Origin of the sequence: Pseudomonas sp. S09G 359 (genome assembly GCF_002843605.1) — a bacterium.
GTDB lineage: Bacteria > Pseudomonadota > Gammaproteobacteria > Pseudomonadales > Pseudomonadaceae > Aquipseudomonas.
Window position 1 is genome coordinate 2,452,201 of the sequence record NZ_CP025263.1, and the last position, 24,744, is coordinate 2,476,944.

The 24,744-nt window shown below is 58.2% G+C and carries 18 protein-coding genes; all 18 read left to right on the top strand.

Going from position 1 to position 24,744, the window contains the following annotated elements; translation table 11 throughout:
- The first annotated feature begins 27 nt into the window (after positions 1-27).
- Entirely contained in the window at positions 28-672 is a 645-nt protein-coding gene (locus CXQ82_RS11265) for a secretin and TonB N-terminal domain-containing protein (protein WP_101268849.1), read from the top strand.
- Entirely contained in the window at positions 669-1,214 is a 546-nt protein-coding gene (locus CXQ82_RS11270; RefSeq protein WP_101268851.1) for an RNA polymerase sigma factor, read from the top strand. Before CXQ82_RS11265 ends, CXQ82_RS11270 begins: the two co-directional genes overlap by 4 nt.
- 37 nt (positions 1,215-1,251) lie before the next feature.
- Complete coding sequence (locus tag CXQ82_RS11275) at positions 1,252-2,178, top strand: FecR domain-containing protein (RefSeq protein ID WP_101268853.1); 927 nt, start codon at positions 1,252-1,254, stop codon at positions 2,176-2,178.
- A 467-nt stretch (positions 2,179-2,645) separates the two neighbouring features.
- A complete protein-coding gene (gene tssB, locus CXQ82_RS11280; protein ID WP_101268856.1) occupies positions 2,646-3,149 on the top strand; it encodes a type VI secretion system contractile sheath small subunit in 504 nt (167 codons plus the stop codon).
- A gap of 34 nt (positions 3,150-3,183) precedes the next feature.
- Positions 3,184-4,722, top strand: a complete 1,539-nt coding sequence (gene tssC / locus CXQ82_RS11285) for a type VI secretion system contractile sheath large subunit (RefSeq protein ID WP_101268857.1) — start codon at positions 3,184-3,186, stop codon at positions 4,720-4,722.
- Between the two features lie 24 nt (positions 4,723-4,746).
- A complete protein-coding gene (gene tssK / locus CXQ82_RS11290) occupies positions 4,747-6,102 on the top strand; it encodes a type VI secretion system baseplate subunit TssK (protein WP_101268859.1) in 1,356 nt (451 codons plus the stop codon).
- On the top strand, positions 6,099-6,758 hold the full coding sequence (gene tssL / locus CXQ82_RS11295; protein ID WP_101268862.1) for a type VI secretion system protein TssL, short form: 660 nt from the start codon (positions 6,099-6,101) through the stop codon (positions 6,756-6,758). Before tssK ends, tssL begins: the two co-directional genes overlap by 4 nt.
- A gap of 1 nt (position 6,759) precedes the next feature.
- Complete coding sequence (locus tag CXQ82_RS11300) at positions 6,760-8,457, top strand: OmpA family protein (protein WP_101268865.1); 1,698 nt, start codon at positions 6,760-6,762, stop codon at positions 8,455-8,457.
- A gap of 26 nt (positions 8,458-8,483) precedes the next feature.
- Positions 8,484-8,975 carry an Hcp family type VI secretion system effector gene (locus tag CXQ82_RS11305; protein ID WP_101268867.1) on the top strand — a complete coding sequence of 164 codons (492 nt, stop codon included), beginning with the start codon at positions 8,484-8,486 and terminating at the stop codon, positions 8,973-8,975.
- An 89-nt stretch (positions 8,976-9,064) separates the two neighbouring features.
- Positions 9,065-11,707 carry a type VI secretion system ATPase TssH gene (gene tssH, locus CXQ82_RS11310; protein WP_101268869.1) on the top strand — a complete coding sequence of 881 codons (2,643 nt, stop codon included), beginning with the start codon at positions 9,065-9,067 and terminating at the stop codon, positions 11,705-11,707.
- 2 nt (positions 11,708-11,709) lie between these two features.
- A complete protein-coding gene (locus CXQ82_RS11315; protein ID WP_101268871.1) occupies positions 11,710-14,232 on the top strand; it encodes a type VI secretion system Vgr family protein in 2,523 nt (840 codons plus the stop codon).
- A 17-nt stretch (positions 14,233-14,249) separates the two neighbouring features.
- Entirely contained in the window at positions 14,250-16,538 is a 2,289-nt protein-coding gene (locus CXQ82_RS11320; RefSeq protein WP_157832150.1) for an ATPase, read from the top strand.
- Positions 16,539-16,552: 14 nt separating this feature from the next.
- Positions 16,553-17,557: an SUMF1/EgtB/PvdO family nonheme iron enzyme gene (locus CXQ82_RS11325; RefSeq protein WP_101268875.1), complete on the top strand. Its 1,005-nt coding sequence runs from the start codon at positions 16,553-16,555 to the stop codon at positions 17,555-17,557.
- 48 nt (positions 17,558-17,605) lie between these two features.
- Positions 17,606-18,304 (top strand): DUF3592 domain-containing protein, encoded by a 699-nt coding sequence (locus CXQ82_RS11330; protein ID WP_101268877.1) that lies wholly within the window; start codon positions 17,606-17,608, stop codon positions 18,302-18,304.
- A 33-nt stretch (positions 18,305-18,337) separates the two neighbouring features.
- Entirely contained in the window at positions 18,338-18,601 is a 264-nt protein-coding gene (locus CXQ82_RS11335; RefSeq protein WP_101268879.1) for a PAAR domain-containing protein, read from the top strand.
- 145 nt (positions 18,602-18,746) lie between these two features.
- Positions 18,747-19,793, top strand: a complete 1,047-nt coding sequence (locus CXQ82_RS11340; protein ID WP_101268881.1) for a hypothetical protein — start codon at positions 18,747-18,749, stop codon at positions 19,791-19,793.
- A 29-nt stretch (positions 19,794-19,822) separates the two neighbouring features.
- Positions 19,823-23,149, top strand: coding sequence for an ImcF-related family protein (locus CXQ82_RS11345; RefSeq protein WP_177409897.1), 3,327 nt, complete (start codon positions 19,823-19,825; stop codon positions 23,147-23,149).
- Positions 23,146-24,720 carry a type VI secretion system protein TssA gene (tssA, locus tag CXQ82_RS11350; RefSeq protein WP_101268883.1) on the top strand — a complete coding sequence of 525 codons (1,575 nt, stop codon included), beginning with the start codon at positions 23,146-23,148 and terminating at the stop codon, positions 24,718-24,720. The genes CXQ82_RS11345 and tssA overlap by 4 nt, the downstream gene beginning before the upstream one ends.
- Positions 24,721-24,744: the final 24 nt, after the last annotated feature.

Here is a 24,744-nt window from a genome sequence, read left to right on the forward strand (position 1 = left end):
TGGAGGCGTGCCGTATGCGCCCTGGTCTTGCTGTTGCTGCTGGCCAGTGGTGGTGCGGCGCAGGCAGAGTCAGCGCCGCTGGTGTTGAACCTGCCGGCGCAAGACCTCGAACACGCCCTGCAAGCGTATAGCCGCGCCACCGGCATGGCGGTGCTGGTCGACCGTGAGTTGACCCGGGGCCGGCGCTCTATCGGCGTGCGCGGGCGCTTTACGGCGCAAGAGGCACTGGCGATGTTGCTGACCGGGAGTGGCCTGATGGCGCGTTACGCACGCAGCGATGCATTTACCTTGCAGACCCCCGAGGTCAGCCCGCCAGCCGCCACCCGAGGCGCGGCGGCACGGCACGCGGCGCGCATCAACAACAGCTACGCCACGGCGTTGCAGCAGGCGATCGAAGCCAGCCTGTGCCGGTCGCCCCTGACCCGCCCCGGCAGTTTTCGCGCGCTGGTGCAGGTTTGGGTCAACCCGTTGGGTGTGATCGAACACAGCCGGCTGGTCAGCTCCACCGGTGATGAACAACGTGATGAAGCACTGGTACGCAGCCTGGGCGCAGCGCGAGTGGATCGCCCGGCACCGAGTTCGCTGCGTCAGCCGGTGACGTTACTTCTGATGCCCGACACAACAGGAATACGCATGGAATGCACAGCAGCAAAAGGAGCCTGGGGCGGATGAAAAATACCGGGCACAGTACGATGGTCAGCCTGTTCCTGGCCTCCTACGACGACTTCAAGGTGCGTTTGCGCAAGCGCCTGGGTTCGGAGGACCTGGCCAACGACGTCCTGCACGAAACCTACCTGCGGGTCGACCGCATGGAGGTGCCGCCAAACCTGGCGCAACCCAACGCCTACCTCTACCGCATGGCCTTGAACATTGCCGCTGACCGTCGCCAGGCCGATGCGCGCTTGCTCACCGGCAGCGAAGTGGAAGAGTTGCTGCAAAGCGCTGACGAAGCCCAGGACCCCTCGCGGGTGGTGGGTGGCCAGAAAGAAATCCAATCCCTGGTCAAGGCCCTCTACGAACTGCCGGCACGGCGCCGCAAGATCCTTATTGCCGCCCGCCTGGAAGAGGCGCCGCACCTGGAAATCTCCCAGCGTTTCGGGATTTCCACGCGCATGGTCGAGAAGGAAATCAAGGCCGCCCTCGGCCACTGCGCCAAGCGCCTGGAAAGAAAAGTGATCCAGCGGTTCGGTCCCGGGGCCGGAAAACCGTCTTAGTGTCGAGTCCCTGATAAATCCGTGAGTATGTGCGCGCTTGAACATTTTTAGCCTCTCCACCGCCCGGCAAACCGCTGCCAGCCCCGTGCACGATGAAGCCCGCGAGTGGCTGCTCCTGCTGACCTCGGGCCGCGCCACCGTGGCCGATGCCAAGGCCTTGCAGGCCTGGCGCGCGCAAAGCGCCGAACACGCCCAGGCGTTCGAGCAGGCCAAGGCGTTATGGCAGCAATTGGCGCCGGCTGCGGCGCAAGTCTCGCAGCCCCGTTCGTTCGGCCGACGTGCTTTCCTCGGCGGTGCGATTGCCGCATCGGCAGCCGTGGTAATGGTCCGCGTGGGTGCCCCCGGCGGTTTTGCCGGCCTCACGGCGGACTATCGCACCGAGGTGGGCGAGCAGCGGCAAGTGCTGCTGGGCGACGGGGTCAGCCTGGAACTCAACACCCAGACGCGCGTCAGTCGGGTGGGGCAGGGCATTGAATTGCTCGAAGGCGAAGTTGAAGTGCTCGCCCATGTTGCGCAACCGCTCAAGGTACTGGCCGGCGACGGTTGGGTGAGCGCCGGGGAGGCGCGGTTCAATCTGCGTAACACCGATAACAAGGTGTGCGTGACCTGCATCGAGGGCTCGCTGTCGGTAGATGTCGCGGGTCGCAGTGTGCGGCTTGAGGGCGGGCGCCAGCTGAGCTACAGCGCCGCCGAGGTAGGTGAACCGGTGGTAGTCGATACCCAGGCGGTCGTGGCCTGGCGCGAACAGGTATTGGTGTTCAACAACGCCACACTGGCGACGGTAGTGGACGAGATCAACCGCTACCGGCCGGGAATGTTGCTGTTACTCAACAGGGAGCTGGGCCAGCGTCGCGTGCAGGCGCGGTTCAGCCTGCAGCAGCTGGCGGGCGTGGCGTTGTTGATTCGGGATGCCTATGGCGCAAAATGTACGGAACTGCCAGGTGGGGTGGTTTTGTTGAGTTAGGCTTCGATTTACGGTTGCACAGTGCTACACGGATGTTCCCCCGCTATATCCCCGCGTGTCAGTGATAACTTGGCGGCTTCAATACCTTGAAGCTGCCTTTTGTGTTGTTCTCGTCTATATAGATAAACAATGTTTATTGCATAGATAGACTTGTTGTTTTGTTTGGCTTTTTGTTTGCTGAAAAGTCCGTCATTGATACTTCTTCTTAATGTAAGAGCAATCCCAGGACAGTCCGCGTGATTGCTGCCTCAAGGGGTGAATTGTAGGAAGTGTCTTCAAAGCTCCGCTGAAAGCTCCCCATCGCAATGTAGAGACTAGTAAGGAATATCTGAAATAGTCCATTGTGTTTTGGCAGGAAGTGAGCGCCCCTCATGTTGTGTAAGCGCTTTAACGTCTCAAATTTAATCAGAATCGTAGACTACGGCGGGTTGGCGGGTAAGCCGCTCGTCAGTTGGAATGGAGGGGTTATGGCTTCAAACAGTTTCCAAAACGAAGTGCCCAAGGCGCGGGTCAATATCAAGCTTGACCTGCATACCGGTGGTGCTCAGAAAAAAGTCGAATTGCCGCTGAAGCTGATGGTGATGGGCGACTACAGCAACGGCAAAGAACAGCGCCCGCTCTCTGAGCGCGGCAAGGTCGACATCAATAAAAACAACTTTGACAGCGTGCTGGGCGAGTTTTCGCCTAGCCTCAAGCTTGCCGTCGATAACACCTTGGCGGGCGACGCGTCGGATACGTCGGTCGAGCTGAATTTTCAGAGCATGAAGGACTTTGCGCCCGAACAGGTGGCGCGGCAGATTCCGCAACTGCGCGCCTTGCTGGCGATGCGCAATCTGTTGCGTGATCTCAAATCGAACCTGCTGGATAACGTGACCTTCCGCCATGAGTTGGAGCGCATCCTCAAGGATGACGCGCTCAGTGACGAGTTGCGCGCCGAGCTGGCTGCCTTGGCGCCTAAAGAGCAACGTTAATTCATACCGTTAGTTTCAAAAGGGAAGTTTCACTATGTCCACAGAGAGTTCGAACGTGCAATCGCACGGCGCTACAGTGTTGTCTGAAGAAAGTAGCGGTGTTTATGGCGCGCTGTTCAGCAAGATTAACTTAAGCCCTGTTAAAGTTTTGGGTGGCATCGAGGTGTTTCAAAACTCGGAGGCACTTTCCGAGGTGTCGGCCGATGAACGCGTAACGGCTGCGGTCAGTGTATTTTTAAAGTTGCTTAAGCAATCACCGCAAAAAGTCGAACGCCTGGATAAGGTCCTGCTGGACGAGCATATCGCGTCATTGGATATGCAGATCAGCCGTCAACTCGACGCGGTCATGCACCACCCGGATTTCCAGCGAGTCGAATCAACCTGGCGTGGTGTGAAGTCGCTGATTGACCAGACGGACTTCCGCCAGAACGTGCGCATTGAGTTGCTGGATATCAGCAAGGACCACCTGGTGCAGGACTTCGAGGACGCCCCCGAAATCGCCCAAAGTGGCTTGTACCTGCACACCTACACCCAGGAGTACGACACCCCGGGCGGCGAGCCGATTGCCGCGGCCATCTCCAACTATGAATTCGACCGTGGCCCGCAGGACATCGCCCTGCTGCGCAATATTTCCAAAGTGGCGGCAGCCGCCCATATGCCGTTCGTGGGTTCCGTAGGCCCGGCGTTCTTCGGCAAGGACACCATGGAGGAGGTGGCCGCGATCAAGGATATCGGCAACTACTTTGACCGCGCTGAATACATCAAGTGGAAGGCGTTCCGTGACAGCGACGATGCACGTTACATCGGCCTGACCATGCCGCGTGTGTTGGGCCGGCTGCCCTACGGGCCGGACACCATCCCGGTACGCAGTTTCAATTACGTCGAGAGCGTCAAGGGCCCGGACCACGCCAAGTACCTGTGGACCAACGCTTCGTTCGCCTTCGCGGCCAACATGGTCAAGAGCTTCATCACCAATGGCTGGTGTGTGCAGATTCGTGGGCCGCAATCGGGTGGCGCGGTCACTGAGTTGCCGATCCACTTGTACGATCTTGGCATCGGCAATCAGGTCAAGATCCCCTCGGAAGTGATGATTCCGGAAACCCGCGAGTTTGAATTCGCCAACCTCGGTTTCATCCCGCTTTCGTACTACAAGAACCGCGACTACGCGTGCTTTTTCTCCGCCAACTCGGCGCAGAAACCGGCGCTGTATGACACCGCCGACGCTACCGCCAACAGCCGGATTAACGCACGCCTGCCGTACATCTTCCTGCTCTCACGCATCGCCCATTACCTGAAGCTGATCCAGCGCGAAAACATCGGCACTACCAAGGACCGCCGCCTGCTGGAGTTGGAGCTGAACAAATGGATTGGCGGGTTGGTGACCGAGATGAGCGATCCCGGCGATGACCTTCAGGCTTCGCACCCGCTTCGCGACGCCAAGGTTACGGTGGAAGACATCGAGGACAACCCCGGCTTCTTCCGCGTCAAGTTGTACGCCGTGCCGCACTTCCAGGTCGAGGGCATGGACGTCAATTTGTCGCTGGTTTCGCAAATGCCCAAGGCCAAGGCCTAAGCCACTTCTCGGGGAAATAATGTGATGAAAATCGACCGCCCCCTGTGGGCCGCGGGCGCTTTGCTGTCGCCGCAACAATTCCAGCAGCAGGCACGCTGGGAGGCTTGGACCAACGAGAGCCTGGCGCATTTATCGCGGGTACACCCCTGGGGTGTGCTGGGGGTCGGTTTCGACACGGAGGCCTTGCGCCTGGGGAAACTCAAGGCCACCCAGGTGTGTGTACGTATGCCCGATGGCACCCTGGTTGATACCGATCATGTCGATAGACTGCCGCCCGCAGTGGAGCTGGCGCAAATGGTGGCCGGGGCTGATCAGCAGGCGATAGTGCACCTGGCACTGCCGCTGGAGCAGGCCAATGGCAACAACTGCCTGTTCGAAGGTGGCCGCGCCGATCGCCCTATGCGTTACCGCCAGGCCTGGCGTGAAGTACAGGACATTTATGCCGACGAGGCGCAGTCGATCGGTGTGCTGGAACACGCCCTGAGCCTGCGTCTGCACACGGATGACAATGCCGACTACCTGACCTGCCCGGTCGCACGCCTGGTGCGTGACGGGCAGGGTGCCTGGAATCTTGATCCGACCTATGTGCCGCCGCTGCTGAGTTTCGCTGCGCATGCGGGGCTGTTGACTCAGCTGGACAACCTGCTGACGCAGCTATCCGCCAAGCGGCAACGGTTGATGGGCATGCGCCGCGAAAGCAATCAGCGCATGGCCGACTTTGCCGTGGCGGATGTTTCACTGTTCTGGCTGCTCAACGCCTTGAATACCTACCAGCCGGTATTGGCGGATCTTCAGGCGTTTCCCGCGCGGCATCCGGAGCAGGTCTATCAGCAATTGATCAAGCTGGCCGGGGGGCTACTGACCTTCTCGCTGGAACACAATATCGACACGATTCCGGCTTATCGGCATGAACAGCTGGAAAGCGTATTGCCACCCTTGATGCGCACCATTTCAACCTTGCTGGAAGCCAGCCTGCCATCGCGTGTAATAGCGCTGGAGTTGGAAGAAGTGAGTGCCAATCGCTGGCAGGTCACGCTGAATGACCCGCGCCTGCGTGAGCGTGATGGGGCTGATTTCTATCTGTCGGTGCGTTGCCGCCTGCCAGCCGCGCAATTGCAGGATCAGTTCCCGCGGCTGTGCAAGATCGGCACGCCGGACGACGTCAACTACCTGGTCAACGTCGCCCTCGATGGTGTGCCGTTGCAGTCCCTCAGCCATGTGCCGGCGGCGATTCCGTTACGTCTGGAAAACCAGTATTTCGCGCTGGATCTCAGCCATCCCAAGGGCCAGGCCATGCTCGATGAAGGGGTCTGTGCGTTCTATGTGCCAAGCACCTTGGCCGACGTGAAACTTGAACTGTTTGCGGTGTTGCGCTCATGAACCCAGTGGATATCGATGCACTGTTGCAAGACACCTACCTGCTGGTGGTTGAGTTGCGCCAGGGCGCCAGCGTGCAGAACGGTCGCGAACTGATGCAGCTGTGTGTGGCGCAGGTTGAGGAGGTGCGGCAGGCGCTCAAGCAGGCGGGCTCGAGCCCGCGCAACGTGGACCGTATCAGCCATGCGCAATGTGCGTTGCTTGATGAAGCCGTGCTCACGTCCGCCGACAAAGACGCGCGGGACTTATGGGCCAGAGAACCGTTACAGACGCGGTTTTTCAATCGCCACCAGGCGGGAGAATCCCTGTACGAGGAAATGCGCGAAGTGTTGCGCGAGCCAGCGCCCGATCGGCAGGTAATTACGGCCTTTCAACGGATATTGATGTCGGGCTTTCGTGGGCGTTACCGGGAGCTGAGTGATCCAGAGCGCGAGCAATTAATGGCTGCCCTCGGAGCCCGGATTACGCCCCTTAGTATCAATCAACGCCTGATTACGCAGGTGGGACGTGGCAACTGGATCGCTGGGATGACCTGGCTGCGTTTACCGCTGACGCATGTTCTGGCGGTGGCTGCATTGCTGGGAGCCACATGGTGGGGGTTGGATCACCTGTTGAGCGGCGCGATTGCCTCGCTCTTGCCTGGGCAAGGGGGAGGGTGAAATGACCTGCTACCTGCGTCGAATTCTTTATTTGTGGGCGGGGGCTTTGGCTGTCGCTTTGCTGGTCATCGTTCCGCTCGAACAGTGGGTGCGAGCCTTTGGCGTGTTGACCGTATTGGGCTGTGTTGCGCTGGCCTGGGTTTTGTCAGGGCGCCGTGCAGTTCAACAGCGTGGGGTGGCCAATATCAAGGACCTGCCTGCAGGCGTGTTTCGTCAGCCCGTAGTGCTCGTTTGCGGTGATGGTCTGGACGGTCTATTTGGCGTGGTGTCTGTTGAACAGATGGCCCTGCGCGTGACCCAGCAAGGTTGTTATGTCCGTGTCTCCAGCCTGGACCAGTTGCCGGCTGTTACCGATGCCATCCTGGCCCTTCGCCCTGACTGGGGCGCGCAACTCAATGTGATGTTCTGTGTTAACCCTGGCGAGCACAGCGACAGTGCTGTACTCGCTGGCCAGGTGCGCGCTTTCAGTCATCAACTGGCCTTGACGCGTAAGCGTGGCCTGGCGCTGCCGCTGTTGCTGGTGAGCTACTTGCAAACCGCGCGGGGCGAGGAGCCTTGGTTCAATTGGGCCAACGACCAGGCCGACGTCCGTGTGCGTGATGCGGGCGCTTGCGTCAGTTTGCGTGAGTGGCAGCAGCACGGCGCAGATTCATCCATACAAGCGGCTCGGATGCAGGCGAGCGTACAGCTGAGCAGCGTTGTGTCCTGGCTGCATGACGCGGTGCTGCCACACAGCGCTTCGAGTTTGGCGACGATCTGCGCGGTCAAATTCGTGCCGGCATTGCCGAATGCCGTCAAGGGCAACCTATGGCAGCAATGGTTGCGCAGCAGAGTGGCGCTGGCCGACAACCGGCCGTTGGTGGCGGATGCGATCCTGCCGTTCCCGGACCCGCTATTTAGCTTGCTACCACGTGGCCAGCTGCGTGCCCCAGCACAACGCGCAAGCATCGCGGCGCTGTGGTTATTCGCCGTTACCGCTGTCGCTGCACTCGCCAGCTCGGCATGGCAGAACACCTTGTTGGTGCGTCAAGTCAGTGACGATATGCGGCGCTATGCGGCGATTCCCCAACCGACTCAACGTGAGCAGCGCGAATTTATCTGGCGTGAAGACGCCATGACCGTGCTTCGTCAGGACGCCCAGCGCCTGGACACTTATTACCGGCACGGTGCGCCCTTGGCATACGGCTTGGGCCTGTATCGCGGCGAACCACTGCGGGCGCCGCTGCAGGCCGTGTTGGCCGCGCATGTAGACCCTGCGCCGGCTGCTGCGCCGGTACGCGTTGCCAACACCGTTCGGCTGAACGGCCTGTCGCTGTTTGCCACCGGCAGTGCCCAACTCAAGCCAGGCTCGACCAAAGTCCTGATCAATGCGCTGGTCGACATCAAGGCCCAACCAGGCTGGCTGATCGTGATCGCCGGCCACACTGACGCCACCGGCGACGCCCACAAGAACCTGCAGCTATCCCGTGCGCGTGCCGCAGCCGTGCATACCTGGATGCAGCAGATGAGCGGCATTCCCGACAGCTGTTTTGCGGTGCAGGGCTTCGGCGCCAGCCAACCGATTACCACTAATGACACCGAGGCGGGGCGTGCTGCCAACCGCCGCGTTGATATCCGTCTGGTACCTGAGGCAGGGGCGTGCGCGCTCTCTAATGCAGGGCCAGACAGGCAACCCCCTGTCGCATCCCGCGACATTTAAATTTCCGAGAAAAGGAGCTTCAACCCATGGCAATTCCCGTTTACCTCTGGCTGCAAGACGACGGTGGCGCAAACATCAAAGGCTCGGTGGACGTGCAAAAGCGCGAAGGCAGCATCGAGGTGATTGCCCAGGACCACAGCCTGTACATCCCTACCGACAACAACACCGGCAAATTGACCGGTACGCGGGTACACACCCCGTTTCTGTTTTCCAAGGAAATCGATGCGTCCAGCCCTTACCTTTACAAGGCCGTGACCACCGGGCAGACCCTCAAGAGTGCCGAGTTCAAGTGGTTTCGCATCGATGATGCGGGGCAGGAAGTCGAGTACTTCAACACCAAGCTGGAGAACGTCAAGGTGGTGAAAGTCGCGCCAAAAATGCACGACGTCAAAGACCCTGGCAAAGAGAAGCACAACCACCTGGAACAGATCGAGCTGCGCTACGAGAAGGTCACCTGGACCTACAAGGACGGCAACATCATCCACTCCGATTCGTGGAATGAACGCCAGAGCGCCTGATGCATAAGGACCGGCGGGCGTATCTGCGCCTGCTGGTTTGCCAGATTCCGTTGATGACACGCTGAAAATCCAGAACAGGGATGTACCCCATGGCCCAGAATTCCACCCGTTTGCTTCGCCGTCTCAACCCGTTCTGCGCTCAGGCTTTGAGTGCGGCAGCTACCTTGTGCCAAAGCCGTGCCCATGGGGTGATCAGTATCGAGCACTGGCTGCTCAAGTTGCTGGAGCAGGGCGAGGGCGACCTGACCCTGATCGGCCGTCGCTATGAGTGGGATATGGACGCCCTCTGGCATGGCCTGCTCGACCACCTCGATAGCCTGCCGCGCAGCGTGCAAGGTAAACCGCAGCTATGCGGCAAGCTGCAACAGCTTATAAAAAATGCGTGGATGCAGGCTTCGTTGGACGGCAACAACAACACGCTGCGCTCGGCCCACCTGCTGGGTGCGCTGGTGGAGACGCCGAACCTGCTGGCCTGTGACGCCGCCTGGCCACTGTTCAGTATCAGTGATGCCCAGTTACAACGCTTGTTTGAGTTGCTCGATCAACACTCCGAAGAGCGCCCGCAGGTCCAACAAGCAGCGGCACTCGACCGCATCGAATTGCCCGCCGCATCCGGCACTGAATCGTCCGACGCGCTGAAAATCACCCTCGACAGATTCACCCACGACGTCACCGCCAAAGCCTGGGCGGGGCAGATCGATCCGGTGTTCGGCCGTGACGATGAAATCCGTCAAGTCATCGACATTCTCAGCCGTCGGCGCAAGAACAACCCGATTCTGGTAGGCGAGCCGGGCGTCGGCAAGACCGCGCTGGTCGAAGGCCTTGCCTTGCGCATCGTCGAAGGCAATGTCCCCGACAGCCTCAAGCAAGTCAGCGTGCGCATCCTCGACTTGGGTTTATTGCAGGCCGGCGCCGGAGTAAAAGGCGAATTCGAACAACGCCTGAAAAACGTCATCGAAGCCGTACAGCTTTCGCCCAACCCGGTTCTGCTGTTTATCGATGAAGCCCACACGCTGATCGGCGCCGGTAACCACGCCGGAGGTGCCGACGCGGCCAATCTGCTCAAACCCGCCCTGGCCCGTGGCGAGTTGCGCACCATCGCCGCCACCACCTGGAGCGAATACAAACAGTATTTCGAACGCGATGCGGCCCTGGAACGACGCTTCCAGATGGTCAAGGTCGATGAGCCGGACGACGCCAGCGCCTGCCTGATGTTGCGCGGCCTCAAGGCGCGTTACGCCAAGCACCACGGCGTGCATATCCAGGATGCAGCAGTGCAGGCTGCGGTGACCCTCTCGCGACGCTACCTGACCGGCCGCCAACTCCCGGACAAAGCCATCGACCTGCTCGACACCGCCAGCGCCCGCGTGCGCATGAGCCTGGACTGCGAGCCCCAGGCGTTGGTTCGCCTGCGTGCTCGCCAAGTAGCCTTGGAACTGGAGGGCGAGGCGTTGGAGCAGGACCAGCAGTTCGGTGACAACGGTGCCGATGAGCGCCTGACAATAATTGCCGCACAACACGCCGAGCTGCAGCGCCAATCCCTGGATTTGGAAGACCAATACCAACACGAACTTGACCTGACCCAGCAACTGATTGAAGCACGCCAGGCGCAGCCGCTGCAGCGGGAAACCTGCACAGCATTGCAGCGCCAATTGAGCGATATCCAGCCGCCATTGCTGTCACTCGACGTCGACGCCCGCTGCGTGGCCGAAGTCATCGCCGACTGGACCGGCGTGCCCCTGGGCAGCCTGCTCAAGGACGAACAAGCCAACCTGCTCGAACTGGAATACCAGCTCGCCGAACAAGTCATCGGCCAAGACCCAGCGCTCGGCGCCCTGGCCCAACGCCTGCGCGCCGCCAAGACCGGCCTCACCGACGACAAAGCCCCACTGGGCGTGTTCCTGCTGATCGGCACCAGCGGCGTCGGCAAAACCGAAACCGCCCTGGCCCTGGCCGACAAACTGTTCGGCGGCGAAAAGTCGCTGATCACGATCAACCTTTCTGAATACCAGGAAGCCCACACCGTCAGCCAACTCAAAGGCTCGCCGCCCGGTTACGTCGGCTACGGCCAAGGCGGCGTGCTCACCGAAGCCGTACGCCAACGCCCCTACAGCGTGGTGCTGCTCGACGAAGTCGAAAAGGCCCACCGCGACGTGCTCAACCTGTTTTACCAAGTCTTCGATCGCGGCTGCATGCGCGACGGCGAAGGACGCGAAATCGACTTTCGCAACACGGTCATTCTGATGACCTCCAATTTAGGCAGCGATCAACTGCAAGAGCTCTTACAAGAGTGCCCCGATGCCCCCGACAGCACCCTGCACGAGCTACTGCGTCCAATCCTGCGCGAGCACTTCCAACCGGCCTTGCTGGCACGCTTCCAAACCCTGATCTACCGGCCGCTGCAAGCCGACGCGCTGCAGAGCATCGTTGCGATCAAACTCGCGCAGGTGGCCAAGCGCTTAAAACGTCATTACGGCTTGGATTGCCAGATCGACGCGGCCCTCAACCAAGCCCTGGTCGCCGCCTGCCTACTGCCCGACACCGGAGCGCGCAACATCGACAGCCTGCTCAACCAGCAGATCCTGCCGGTGCTCAGCCAGCAATTACTGCAACGCCAGGCAGCGCGGTTGAAAACCCTTGGCGTGACGCTGGGTTATAGCGAGACGGAGGGGGTGCTTCTGCATTTCACCGATGTACCCGAACCGGCTCTGCCCGTTGCGATGGAGGTATGAGCATGCTTGATGGATTGCGGACTTTTTTCGACCACAGCCGACACACCCTGAGTGTGCGCAAGGTCGAAGCCCGGCTCGATGTCTTGGCCTTCACCGGCCAAGAACACCTGAGCCAACCCTACACCTACACCATAGAGTTCACCAGCACCGAGCGTGACCTTGCGGCCGACACCTTGCTTGGCCAGGACGCCAGTTTCAGCCTGCGCGCCGCCCTGCAAAAACAAAGCTCGTTTCTGGCGCCAAGCCCCGAGGAAATCAAGCCGCTGCGCACCCTGTATGGTGTGATCACCGGCTTCAAGCGCGACTCCGGCTCCAACGACCAGGCCTGTTATGCCGTTACGTTGCGGCCGCGTTTGGCGTTACTTGAGCGCGGTCAGCAATACCGCATCTACCAGCACCAATCGGTGCCGGAGATCGTCGAAAGCATCCTGCGTAACCGCCACGGCTTCCTCGGCCAGCACTTCCTGTTCAGCCTGAAACGCGACTACCCCCGGCGTGAACAGGTGATGCAATACGGCGAAAGCGACCTGGCCTTTATCGACCGCCTGCTGGCCGACGTAGGGATTTGGTACCGCTTCACCAGCGACGACCGCCTGGGTATCGATGTGGTCGAATTCTGCGACGATCAACGCCTCTACCAGTTCGACATCGAGCTGCCTTTTCGCCCGCAATCCGGGCTCGGCAGCAGTGGCCAGGACGGGGTGTGGCAACTGCAATCGAGCCACGCGGTGGTCGAAAAGCAGGTGCACATTCGCGCCTACCAGCACCGCGACGCCAGCGCCTACCTGAGCGGCGAGATCGACCAGACCCGCGGCGCAACCACCACCTACGGCGAGGCCTACCACTTCGCCGAACCCTACAGCGCCCTGGGCGATCGCCTCGATCAAGACGAACGCCTGCTAAGCGAAAGCGGTTACTTCTACGCGCGCCTTAGGCATGAGCGCTACCTAAACGGGCAGACCCAACTCAGCGGTATCAGCAGCAGTGCCATCCTGACGCCGGGGCAGGTGCTCAACGTGTCTGGCGCTGCGCCCGCGGCTTTCACAACCGGCGCGGTGATCACCGGGCTGACCACCACGGCGGCCCGTGACAGCAGTTTTATCGCGACTTTCGAAGCGATGCCCTATTCAGAAAGCGTGTGCTTTCGCCCAAAACTGCAGCCAAAACCACAAATCGCCGGCACCGTCCCGGCCCGCGTCACCAGCCCGAAGGCTCACGACCCTTACGCCGAAATCGACATAGAAGGCCGCTACCGAGTCAACTTCCTCTTCGACCGCGACACCTGGAAACCCGGCCAGGAAAGCGTCTGGCTACGCCTGGCTCGACCTTACGCAGGTGACACCCATGGCCTGCATCTACCGCTGATAGCCGGCACCGAAGTGGCCATCGCCTTCGAACAAGGCGACCCGGACCGCCCCTACATCGCCCATGCCCTGCATGACAGCCAACACGTCGACCATGTGACCTTGCGCAACTACAAACGCAACGTGTTGCGCACGCCGGCGAATAACAAACTGCGCATGGATGACACGCGTGGGCAAGAGCATATCAAGCTCAGTACGGAACACAGTGGTAAGAGCCAACTGAGCCTGGGGCATCTGGTGGATGCCGAGCGCAAACTTCGCGGGGAAGGCGCGGAGTTGCGTACTGATGGGCATGCCGCTATCCGTGCGGGCAAGGGCATTTTCATTAGTGCTGATCCACAGCCAAAAGCTCAGGGCGATATGCTCGAAATGAGTGCTGCGCTGGCGCAACTCAATAACGCGTTGCAACTGGTAAATGCCCTGGCGCAGAGCGCTTCCGTATCAGGTGCCTTGCCCGCCGACGCCCAGTCACAGCAAGGATTACAGGATGCGCTAACACGCCTTAAGGACGCAGGCCTGATTGCCTCGGCTCCCGCAGGCATGGCACTCACGACTCCAGCAAATATTCAATTGTCCGCAGGTAACACCCTTACCGCTACGGCGGGGGAGAGTGCCGATGTCAGTGTATTCAAGCGTTTCAGCGTAGCAGCCGGTGAATCCATCAGCCTGTTTGCCCACGCCCTGGGGCTCAAGCTTTTTGCTGCCCGTGGTCCAGTGGATATCCAGGCTCAAACCGATGGGATGACACTGCAAGCGGACAAGGCACTGACCCTGAACAGCATCAATGGCGAAATCGTGGTTGATGCTCAGCAAGGCATCACGCTGGTCAGTCGAGGCGCTTACATCAAGCTCAAGGATGGCTCCATCGAGATCGGAGCTCCGGGGGAGTTGCGGATCAAGAACGACAACATTACTTGGGGTGGTTCTGCGTCACTCAATTCGGCGCTCGCCGCAATGACTATGCAGGACCCCATCTATAAAAACCCGATGCAGGGTGGGTTCCAGGTCAGGGACAAGGTAAGCGATGCACCTAAACCCTACGTGAGTTATCGCATCGAAGCGGCCGACGGCAGCGTGGTGCGTGGCATGACCGATGCCAACGGCTACACACAGCGTCATTACGGCCTGGAGCCGCAAGGCATCAAGTTGTTTTTTGAATGATCCTGGAGTCCACAAATATGACCGAAGCCAATGTACATAGTGCTGAAAACCAGATCAGCAAGCAGGACTCCCTGGTGGTGGCGCATCACCAGTCAACCCAGTGCTATTTTTGCCCCGAGACCGAAGAGCTGGTCTTTATTGCAGACAGCGAAGCCGGTGAGTTTGAAAACCACTGGCGAGAGATGATGACCCGCGTCAATCAGTTCCATTTGGCCAAGGAGGCTTATTCCTCGGCCTTGGAGGCCTATGGCACGACGACTTCAACCAGGACGCTTTCATCGGTTGAAACCGAGGCCTATACCCAGAAAGTGACTGCGACAGAGGCCAAGCTGGAAAAAGAGCGAGAGGCATTGCGCAACAAACTTGGGGCATTCTCCCAGGAGGGTATGAGCTATGACGATGTTGTTGAGCTACTGCCGATCATGGGGCAGGGGGCGAAGAAAAAAAACGGCGTCAAGCCTGCTCGCTATGCCTATGTTAGGAAAGGCTATTTCAGCAAGAGCCAGCAGGGTCGAAAACTGCATACGGTTTCTTTGAAAGGCAACGACAAAAAAGGCGGTACAGGGAGTATCTACGGAAAAAATAAAAACGGTCAGCGCCGCATCGATACCGAGAAACTCAAGCAACAACTGACCGATGCGAACTGGCCAAAAATAAAGCTCGAATTGAAAGACATTGTCCAGTGGAGCGGGTTGGATTTTGATCCTGAATCACTCAATCACGATTTCGCGCTCTGGGAATGGGCTGAAGCCTGGAACAAGAGCCTGGTGGGCAAGGCCGCGCTAGGTGCCAACGTCGATGTGTCCGGTGGCGCGCAGTTTATGCGGTTCGTATCCAATGTAGGGGCCAGTGCCGAATTCGACCCGAGCAAGGGCAATGTCGCGCTCAAAGGCGAAGCCAAGGCCACTCTTACCGTCGCGTCCGGGATGGTAAACCTCACCGCATATGTGCCAGACCGCCTGGGGTGGTCGTTGTCCTATACCAACGCCAAGGGCAACACCTTCGATATGGGCGTGTTGCGCCTGTACCTGAGCCCGGAATTGAACGGTTTTATCGGTGCTTCGGTACAAGTGGAAGGGCAACTGCAAGTGGTGACAACCGGCGACAAGCAACTGCTGGCGGGTCAGCCCAGCAGCCGACTGCCGCGCTTTCAGGAAAGAAGAACCAAAGGCAAAACCTTTCACAACCAGATGGCTGCCGAAGACGAAGGCCTGAACCTTTCCGGCGAAGCCTTTGCGGGTGTGCGTGCCGAAGGCAGCCTCAAAGGCGGCGTGCAATGGCTCAAGCCAACGGCGCCCACAGACCTCAACAGCCCTGTCGCTGGCTTATTGAAATCCAGCGGTGAATTTACCGATTTCTGCACTATCGGCGGCAGCATTGGTGGCATGCTCGGAGCGGGTGCAGGAGGGAAACTTCACTGTACGTTTATTAACGGAAAGTTCTGCTTTCATGTGGCTGCGAGTTTGTGTTGGGGTGCGGGTGCGAAGGGTGGGTTTATTTGTGAGGTGGGCACTAATACGATTGTGGAGTTTGGGGCTTGGTTGGTTTATCAGTTGTATCGGTTGGATTATGGTTTCTTTGATGTGGTTAATAAAAGTGCTTTTGGTGTCTATAGTTGGTACTGCGTTTTGCAAATGGAAAGTGTGGGTGGTGATCTATATGAAAGCTATGGAAGATTGAAAGGCGATGTTGAGTACGTCGCTGATAAATTCAACGAGTTCATAAAAGTCCTGGTAAGCGAAAATAAAGATGATTTTGATGCGTCGAGACGACGTAATAAACTTTCTGCAAGTATTAATGCTAATCCCGACAGGCTTTTGCACCATACCCCAGAGGCTAAGGGTATCTTACTTTACCTGCTCACCCGACATGGGGTATGGGATCATCTCGATTGGGGTAATCGAGGAAAAAATTGGATTCCTGATATTTACGGCGAACGTAAAGAGGCAGTGAGTTTGGTACTTAAAAGTATTCAGACTCGTGCCGAATGGCGCAAGGTTCTATGTCGTATGACGGCAAACGGTACCAGCTTAGCTCAAGCCGATAATGAGCTGGAGATAATGGAGCAGCAGGAACGGCATTTAGTGAGCTTTTTGCAGGAGGGTATTAATCAAGATAAAGAACTTTGGAAAGCGAAAAGCGATTTGATTGCAATTTATGACCGATTAAAAGAAACCGTTGCTTGGGGGTACGCTTTGGCGATGAATGATACGAAATATTTTGACCTTAATAGGGTGCCCAATCCCCACTACCCACAGCGCTGCATATTTAGCCCTTGTGAGTCACAGTCAAGCCGATGGGCTTGATAACTGGAGTAATCATGAGTGCAATAAAGTTGATGTTGAGTGTGTTTTTCATCTTGATACTGATGGGGTGTGATCAGCGCCCTGAATCGGTGAAAGTCTGTGAACGGGATAAGTCTTCAAAGCGCGCCGGAGAATTTATTAAGCGAGTTAAAGCAAATCTGGTTTTTGTCGAGGGGGGCGAGTTCTTGATGGGTGACTACGGCGTGGAGTATGGTCCTGAGAAACTGCCCTATGATTTAGAAAGGGACAGCAAACCCTTGCATAATATTAAACTAAGTAGTTATTCCATTGATCGCTTTAAGATAACCAATCAGGCGTATCAGTTTTATTTGAGTCGTAATGGGTTGGCGCTTCGGACGGACGTAGCGGGAGATCGATTTAAAGTAATTAGCAGCGCGCCCGACTTGCCGGCGCATATGGACTGGTATGAGGCTGAAGCATACTGCTCCTGGCTGGCAGAAATAACGGACTTGCCATTTTACTTGCCGACCGAGGCTCAGTGGGAATATGCGGCGCGTAGCCGTGGGCAATTTTTGATGGTGGCTACGAATGATGGAACCTATAAAGCTACGAATGTCCCTAATAGTGAGGATGATGGCCCTCGAGGAATTAATATTTCTAGTTCAATGGACAGGTTGGACTTTGCAAAAAAAATGGGGTGGAATACTAGGTATTTAACACCGTTGCCTGTGGACATGTTTCCAGCTAATCCTTTAGGTCTCTACTCAATGTCAGATAATGGTGAGGAATGGGTCAAGGATTGGTATGATCCAGAATATTATAAATATTCACCAATGGTCGATCCTCAAGGGCCAGATAAGCCTGTGTTCAAAGATGAATTTGGTCGTGATGTAAAGGTGGTTCGTGGCCAAGCGTCTGCTGATCCGAGTTGGGGGGGTGGAATCAACGTACAAAGAAAGGCTGCTGAGCCCCATGGATATATGGATGAAACTACTTTTCTTTTTTTAAGTTCAAAAACCGCCCGCTGCGTAGTAAATAGCACGAAGCCAATTAAATAATTTAATTTGATTGAATAATGGATTTGAAAAGCTCTCAAGGGGGTTGAGGTGAAGGTTTTATCTTTTTTTAAATACGTGTTTTCAGCAGTCGGTATCATTTTGCTGGTAGGCGGGTTTTTGGCTTATAAAAACACCAGCGATTTTTTGCTCGACGCTATTTCCGCACAAGGAACTGTTACCGGCCTAGAGCAAAGCAGAAGCAGCGATTCGGTCAGTTACTATCCCATCGTAAGTTTTATCGGAATAAACGGGCAGCCAGTCAAGTTTCGGTCGTCCGTGGGTAGCAGTAGATCTTCGTATGCCGTAGGGGAAAAAGTCGAGGTGCTGTACTCGTCTTCTGATCCGGCGGGCGCAAAGCTCAAGAGTTTTTTTGCGCTCTGGGGTGCCACCTTGGTGATGGCCATAATGGGCGCGGTTTTTCTGTCTATCGGTGGGCTTATCTTTTTGATAGGCGTATTGAAAGGTCGCAAAAGGGCGTATTTGCAGCGCAACGGTGTTGCTATAGAGGCGAAAATTCAATCGGTGGAGGTCAAAACTAACATTTCTATGAATGGGCAAAGCCCTTTTGTTGTGGTGTGCCAATGGCTGAATCCTATGACTCGCCAGTTGCATACATTTGAAAGTGAAAATATCTGGTTCGATCCGACCCCTTATATAGAGCAGGACACCGTGACGGTGCTTGTAGAAAAAGATAACCCTGAAAAGTATTACGTCGATATCTCATTTCTTCCCAAGTTGGCAGCTTAAGTCTGGGCCATAGGTTTTAGTTCAGGAGGTTTTATGCGGGGCGTTATTTGTGTCGGCGACAAACTGTCGTCGGGCGGCGACGTGCTGACCGGTGCCCGTGAATTGAAGTTCATGGGACGTGAAGTGGCGTGTGTGGGAGATGAGGTTATATGTCCACTACCTGGGCATGGCCGTAATCAGATCAGCGAAGGGGATATTGGCAGTCGCTGCAATGGCCGGCCGATCGCCCTTCACGGTCATCGCTGTGACTGCGGATGTACGTTGATCAGTTCACTGCCTAACGCCGGGAGGCGGTAACGTGCCTGTCGACCTAAAGGCCTTGCCGGAGCAACTTCCGCTACCACAGCCGCTTCAGCACGGGCGTTGGTGGTTGATGGTTCTACTGTGTGCGTTAGTGGTAGGCGGCACAGTCGTATTGCTGTGGCCACAGGGACATTGGCCTATGTCTATGTGGTTCTGGTGCTGCGTGGTGGTGTTCCCGTTAATACCTGGACTGCTGGCTTATGCCTTGCGCTTGTTGACCTATGAAAAGCGAAGGGATTACGCACGCAGCTGGAATGAGAGCCGTGAAGAACATGCACAGGTGTTGATTATTCAGGGGCGCCGCGCTGTTGCGTTGTTGACAACGGCTTATCGCTCGGGTGCTGGCAACAATCGAATCGCCGAGGCGCTTCGGCGTGGTGGCAATCCATTGCAACCGGTTTATTTGGAGTCCATGGCGCAGACGATGCGTTTGAACCAGCTTGAACCGCACGTACGGCTTCATACGCCGCAAGAGTACGCGCAGCGTCTGCAGCTTTATATGCAGCAAGTGGTGATCGAGTTAGGCCCGGATTTGCATCGCTTCGCTCACAACAAGCAGCTCTGCATTCGTATCCGACATAACCAGGTGTTGAGTGATGACAATGTCTTGTCGTTATGGCGCTCGGCTTGGAACAAAGTGGGTATTGATCATCAAGTGTTTTTTGCAACACAGGACGACGGCTTGATGTGGCTCGATACGTGGTTGGATGATCCCAACCGACATCTCTGGCTGTCGTTAGAAATCAATTTATTCCTGGAGCCCGTTGCAGAACACGCCGAGTCTGTCTGCGCAGTGTTGTTGGCCTCCTATGAGGAATGCATTGCACAGAAATTCGAACCGGTCGCCTGGATACACCGCCCCGTACGAATGGCCGATCCCGTCTTTGCGTTGCAGGACGCCTTCTTTTTTGGGGGACTCACGCCGGGAAGCAAAGAGCATTTCATCTGGCTCACTCAAATCCCAAAGGATATGTCTGGTGAAGCAAATATTGCCCTGAGTACTGCCGGCTACCCCGTTGACGTTGCCATGCTCCATCAACTGGATAGCTCGTTTGGCTCGCCTGGATGTGCGGTGGGTAACGTTGCACTGGTACTTGCCAGTGAGCAGGCCAGTGCTGATCACCAACCTCAGGTGGTGATGTTGCAGGACGTTTCCCCGCAGGTTTTCGTGGTCCGGCCTGCTTGATGATCTTGAGATAAGGATTAATCGTAAACATGAAGAGATTCAGTGCCTGGATCGTGATCCTTTGTTTGTTAGTCGTTGGCGGCCTGTTGATTTGGGTCGATAACCCGTTGGCCCATACAATGAATGAGGCTGCTAGATTGCAATGGTCGGCAGTGCTGTTGATTGCCTGCTTGATATTTCTGTTCCTCGACAGCCTCGCTGGTGTGGCTAATAAGGCGCTGGGAACGATGGCTTTTGCCTCTCGCTGGAAGGGCAGGCTCTTAGTTCACGATAAGTCCGCTCCCGAGGTCCATGACCCCGAAGCAACCAAGCGGCTGAAGGTGTACTTGCGCGACCAGTACGGCCTCTTCTGGCGCCGCAAAGTCCGCTTCCTGCTAGTCATCGGCGAACCCGCCGAAATCGAAGCCATCGCCCCAACCCTGGCCAAACAACAGTGGCTGGAAAGCCAAGGCACCGTCCTACTCTGGGGCGGTAGCGCCCAGTCCACATTGGATCAGTCCTTCCCGAAAAAATGGAGCGGCCTAAGCCACTCGCGAGCACTGGACGGCGTCGTCTGGGCCCTGAACACAACCCAAGCCGCCGACGATGCTGCGATGGGCAAGGGCGCCTCCCAGTTACGCAGCCTGGCCCGGTGCCTTCACTGGCAGTTGCCGTTATACCTATGGCAGGTCTGCGACAGCCTATGGTCGCAGGACACCCGACAGGTGCAACCGGTCGGCTGCCAGTTGTCCGAACGTTTCACCCCCGCGCGATTGGAAGCGGCGCTGACTGATTTGGTCGAGCCTCTGCGTCGTGAGGGCATAACGCAGATGAACACGGTGATGGAACATGATTTTTTGCTGCGCCTGTCTCAGGGGTTACGAGACGAGGGCATTGCCTGCTGGCGCCACACGCTGGCGCCGCTGGCCGGTGAGTTCGCCAGGGGCGTGCCGTTGCGAGGGCTGTGGTTCAGCTTGCCGGTTCAGCCTGCGCAGCACGAGATGGGAAATCACTGGCCGGTTAGCCCGGTGTGGCATGGCGTGCTCGGTGATAACACCAGCCACCGGCGGTTGGGCTGGAGTGCTCCACGTGTCGGCTATGCGTTGGTGTTGGGGTTGGCGGTAGTTGGGACGTTAGGATTGTTGCTGTCGTTCGCCAGTAACCGTGCGCAGATCGCCCAGGTGCAAACTTCATTGGCCGCAATGCAACAGTCGGGAAGCAATGATGAGCAAGTAAGCGCGCTCAACGAGCTGGTTCGTGAACTCGCACGTCTGGATTACCGCGCTGAACACGGCACGCCGTGGTACCAGCGCTTCGGTTTGAATCAGAACCAGAACCTCTTGGACACTTTTTGGCCGCGCTATGTCGAGGCCAACAACCGCTTGATCCGTGACCCCGCCGCGGCCCAATTACAACGCCAGCTCAACGCATTGATCAGCTTGCCTCCCGGCAGCGAACAGCGGGCTGAGCGCGCCCAAAGTGCCTACGAGCAATTGAAGGCTTATCTGATGATGGCGCGTCCGGAGAAAGCCGATGACAGCTTCCTGAGCAAAGCGTTGGGTAACGCTGAACCATTGCGCGACGGTGTGTCGCCGGGGCTGTGGCAGAGCTTGGCGCCCAATCTATGGCAGTTCTACAGCGAACACCTGGCGGCGCACCCAGCCTGGGCCATCACGCCCGATCCTGCACTGGTCGCCCAGGCCCGGCGAGTGCTGCTCAGTCAACTGGGCCAACGCAACGCCGAAACCACGCTGTACCAGCAGATCCTCGACACCGCCGCGCATCAATACCCTGAGCTATACCTGCAAAGCATGCTGAGTGACACCGATGCCCAGGCCCTGTTCTACACCGATGCCAGCGTGCCCGGCGTGTTCACCCGCCAGGCCTGGGAAGGCCAGATACGCCAAGCCATTGATGATATCGCTTCGGCTCGCCGCGAGGAAATCGACTGGGTACTCAGCGACAACCAGGCCGACATCGCCACCGAGCTGACGCCAGATGAACTCCGCGAACGCCTCACCGAACGCTACTTCCAGGACTACGCCAGTGCCTGGCTGAGCTTCCTCAACAGCCTGCGCTGGCAACAGGCAGGTAGCCTTGACGAAGTCATCGACCAGTTGACGTTGATGAGCGATGTACGCCAATCGCCACTGATCGCGTTGATGAACACCGTGGCCTATCAAGGCCAGGCCGGTACTCGAACCCAAGCCCTGGCCGACTCGCTGGTGAAGTCCGCACAAAAGCTGATCGGGCAGGATAATGCCCCAGTGATCGACCAGATGGCCCAGATCCCAAGCGGCCCACTGGACGCCACCTTCGGCCCGCTATTGGCGTTGCTCGGCAAAGGCCCCGAAGGCAAGACCGGCGCCGATAACCTGAGTCTCCAAGCCTTTTTAACCCGGGTAACCCGCGTACGCCTGAAGTTGCAGCAAGTCAACAACGCGCCGGACCCACTTGAAATGACCCAGGCCTTGGCGCAAACCGTGTTCCAAGGCCGCAGCATCGACCTGACCGACACTCAATCCTACGGCAGCCTGATGGCCGCGAGCTTGGGCGCGGAGTGGAGCGGGGCGGCGCAAACGTTGTTCGTGCAACCGCTGGAGCACGCCTGGCAACGGGTGCTGCAACCCTCGGCGGCGGGGATCAACAGCCAGTGGCAACGCTCGATCGTCAACCATTGGAATGATGCCTTTGCCAGCCGTTACCCCTTTGCGGCCACCGCCAGCGACACGTCGCTGCCGATGCTGGGGCAGATGATCCGCGCGGACTCCGGGCGTATCGAGCAGTTTTTACAGCGGCAATTGAGCGGTGTGTTGCGCAAGGAGGGTAACCGTTGGGTGGCCGACCCGCGCCACAGCCAGGGGCTGCGTTTCACCCCGCACTTTCTGACGGCCATCAACCAACTCAGCGACTTGGCCGATGTGCTCTACACCGATGGCGGCATGGGGCTGAGCTTTGAACTGCAAGGCAAGGCCGTGCGTGATGTGGTGCAAACCACCTTCATCCTTAACGGCGATAAACACCACTATTTCAACCAGAAGGAAAGCTGGCAGCGTTTCAACTGGCCGGGGCGTAGCGACTATGCCGGCGCGAGCCTGAGTTGGACCAGCGTGCACACCGGCGAACGGTTGTTCGGCGACTACCCCGGCACCTGGGGCCTGATCCGTCTGTTGGAAAAAGCTCAGGTCACGCCGTTGGATGATGGTGACAGCCGCTACCGCATGGTGCTCAAGGCACCCGACGGTTTGAGCCTGGTGTGGCATTTGCGCACCGAGCTGGATGCGGGGCCATTGGCGCTCCTTAAACTAAGGGGTTTCAAGCTGCCCCAGCAGATATTTCTCAGCGAGTACGTCGCTGATAACGGGGGGTTCCAATGAGCCTGCGCGCCTTGATCGCCCGTTGCCTGGGAGAACGCGATGCGTTGTCTGTCGCCCGTGAACAGGCCTTGCAATGGCAACCCTGGTTGCTGCCCATCAGTGCCGAATCAGCCGTCGGCGAAGACCCCGGTTACGACGATGATTTCCAGCGCATGCGCGAAGAGGTCAACAAACTCTCGGGCGCCGATGCAGAGCACGTGGCCCAACTGGCGCAGAAGCTGTTGACCGAGCGTTGCAAGGATCTGCGCGTTGCCACCTACTACCTGTGGGCACGCCTGCAGAAGGATGGCGAAGTCGGCCTGGCCGATGGCCTCAGCCTGTTGGCGGCGTTGGTAGAACGCTTTGCCGATGCGGTGCTGCCCATTCGCCCTAAGAGTCGCAAGATGGCCTTGGAATGGTTGGCCAGTGGCAAGGTGCTGGACACGCTGTCGTTGTACCCCGAGGTGGTCAAGGCCGAGGCTGAACGCACCGCCGCGGCACTCGCCTGGCTGGAGCGCGGGCTGAACCTGTGGCCGCAGGAGCAACGGCCGGACCTGGCGCCGCTGTATGCCGCCTTGGCGGCGCGGCTGGCGCAGTCCGGCGGCATGGACGCGTTGGTCCCCCAGAACACTATCAGCCAGGATTCGACTGCAGCACCTGCCGCGCCGATCAAATCCGGACGCGACCTGTTGGACAGCAGCCGCGCCTTGGCCGCCTACCTGCGCGACCAACCTCTCGGCTGGCTGGCAGCTCACCGGCTGATGAAGAGCCTGCGCTGGGACACGGTGCATCAGACCCCGCCTGAAGAGGCGAACGGTAACACCCGCCTGACCCCGCCAAGAAGTGACTACCGCGCACAACTCAAGCGCCTGTACCTGCAACAGAGCTGGACGGAGTTGATCGAGCAGGTTGAGCGTATCTATGCCGAGGGGGTCAACCATTTCTGGCTGGATTTGCAGTGGTACCAGTATCAGGCGCTGAGCAAGCAACCCGCACCGCAGGATCGCTGGGCTGAAATCGCCAAGCGTGACCTAGGCATGTTCCTGGAACGCTTGCCGGGCCTGGAACTGTTGCACTGGAGCGACGGCACCCCCTTCGCCGACGAAATCACCCGTGACTGGATCACCCAGCACGTCAGCGGCAACCAGCCCCAGCAATGGCTACCCGTTACCTCGGTGGCGCCCGTCGCTGGCGATACCGACATCTTGTCCCTGGAGGACGAGGCCGTGGCCCAGGCCGACAGCGACGGCGTGGATCAGGCACTGGCCTGGCTGGCTGCACGCCCAGGCATCCACACCGGGCGCCAACGCTGGCTGCTGCGCCTGCTGATGGCGCGGGTGGCCGAGCAATACGGCAAGGGCGACCTGGCCATTCACCTGCTGGGGGAACTGGATGCCACCGCACAACGCCAGGCCTTGGCTGAGTGGGAGCCCGAGCTGAGTTTCGAGGTCAAGGCTCGTCTGCTCAAGTTGTTGCGCCTGAAAGCGCAACGTACCGATGCCGACAAACCCACCCTGACGCAGCGTAAAGAAGCACTGCTCGCATCACTGGTGGCCATCGATCCGGTACGCGCCGCAGTGCTTTGCGGCTGACCCTCTTTCATCAGGAATTTATCT

What these genes read in the sequence shown, in the direction of transcription:
- tssK (WP_101268859.1), top strand. Translation starts at nt 4,747, where the DNA reads ATGAAAATCGACCGCCCCCTGTGGGCCGCGGGCGCTTTGCTGTCGCCG.
- tssB (WP_101268856.1), top strand. Translation starts at nt 2,646, where the DNA reads ATGGCTTCAAACAGTTTCCAAAACGAAGTGCCCAAGGCGCGGGTCAAT.
- tssA (WP_101268883.1), top strand. Translation starts at nt 23,146, where the DNA reads ATGAGCCTGCGCGCCTTGATCGCCCGTTGCCTGGGAGAACGCGATGCG.
- CXQ82_RS11325 (WP_101268875.1), top strand. Translation starts at nt 16,553, where the DNA reads ATGAGTGCAATAAAGTTGATGTTGAGTGTGTTTTTCATCTTGATACTG.
- CXQ82_RS11340 (WP_101268881.1), top strand. Translation starts at nt 18,747, where the DNA reads ATGTCTATGTGGTTCTGGTGCTGCGTGGTGGTGTTCCCGTTAATACCT.
- CXQ82_RS11270 (WP_101268851.1), top strand. Translation starts at nt 669, where the DNA reads ATGAAAAATACCGGGCACAGTACGATGGTCAGCCTGTTCCTGGCCTCC.
- tssH (WP_101268869.1), top strand. Translation starts at nt 9,065, where the DNA reads ATGGCCCAGAATTCCACCCGTTTGCTTCGCCGTCTCAACCCGTTCTGC.
- CXQ82_RS11345 (WP_177409897.1), top strand. Translation starts at nt 19,823, where the DNA reads ATGAAGAGATTCAGTGCCTGGATCGTGATCCTTTGTTTGTTAGTCGTT.
- CXQ82_RS11320 (WP_157832150.1), top strand. Translation starts at nt 14,250, where the DNA reads ATGACCGAAGCCAATGTACATAGTGCTGAAAACCAGATCAGCAAGCAG.
- CXQ82_RS11315 (WP_101268871.1), top strand. Translation starts at nt 11,710, where the DNA reads ATGCTTGATGGATTGCGGACTTTTTTCGACCACAGCCGACACACCCTG.
- CXQ82_RS11305 (WP_101268867.1), top strand. Translation starts at nt 8,484, where the DNA reads ATGGCAATTCCCGTTTACCTCTGGCTGCAAGACGACGGTGGCGCAAAC.
- tssL (WP_101268862.1), top strand. Translation starts at nt 6,099, where the DNA reads ATGAACCCAGTGGATATCGATGCACTGTTGCAAGACACCTACCTGCTG.
- tssC (WP_101268857.1), top strand. Translation starts at nt 3,184, where the DNA reads ATGTCCACAGAGAGTTCGAACGTGCAATCGCACGGCGCTACAGTGTTG.
- CXQ82_RS11335 (WP_101268879.1), top strand. Translation starts at nt 18,338, where the DNA reads ATGCGGGGCGTTATTTGTGTCGGCGACAAACTGTCGTCGGGCGGCGAC.
- CXQ82_RS11300 (WP_101268865.1), top strand. Translation starts at nt 6,760, where the DNA reads ATGACCTGCTACCTGCGTCGAATTCTTTATTTGTGGGCGGGGGCTTTG.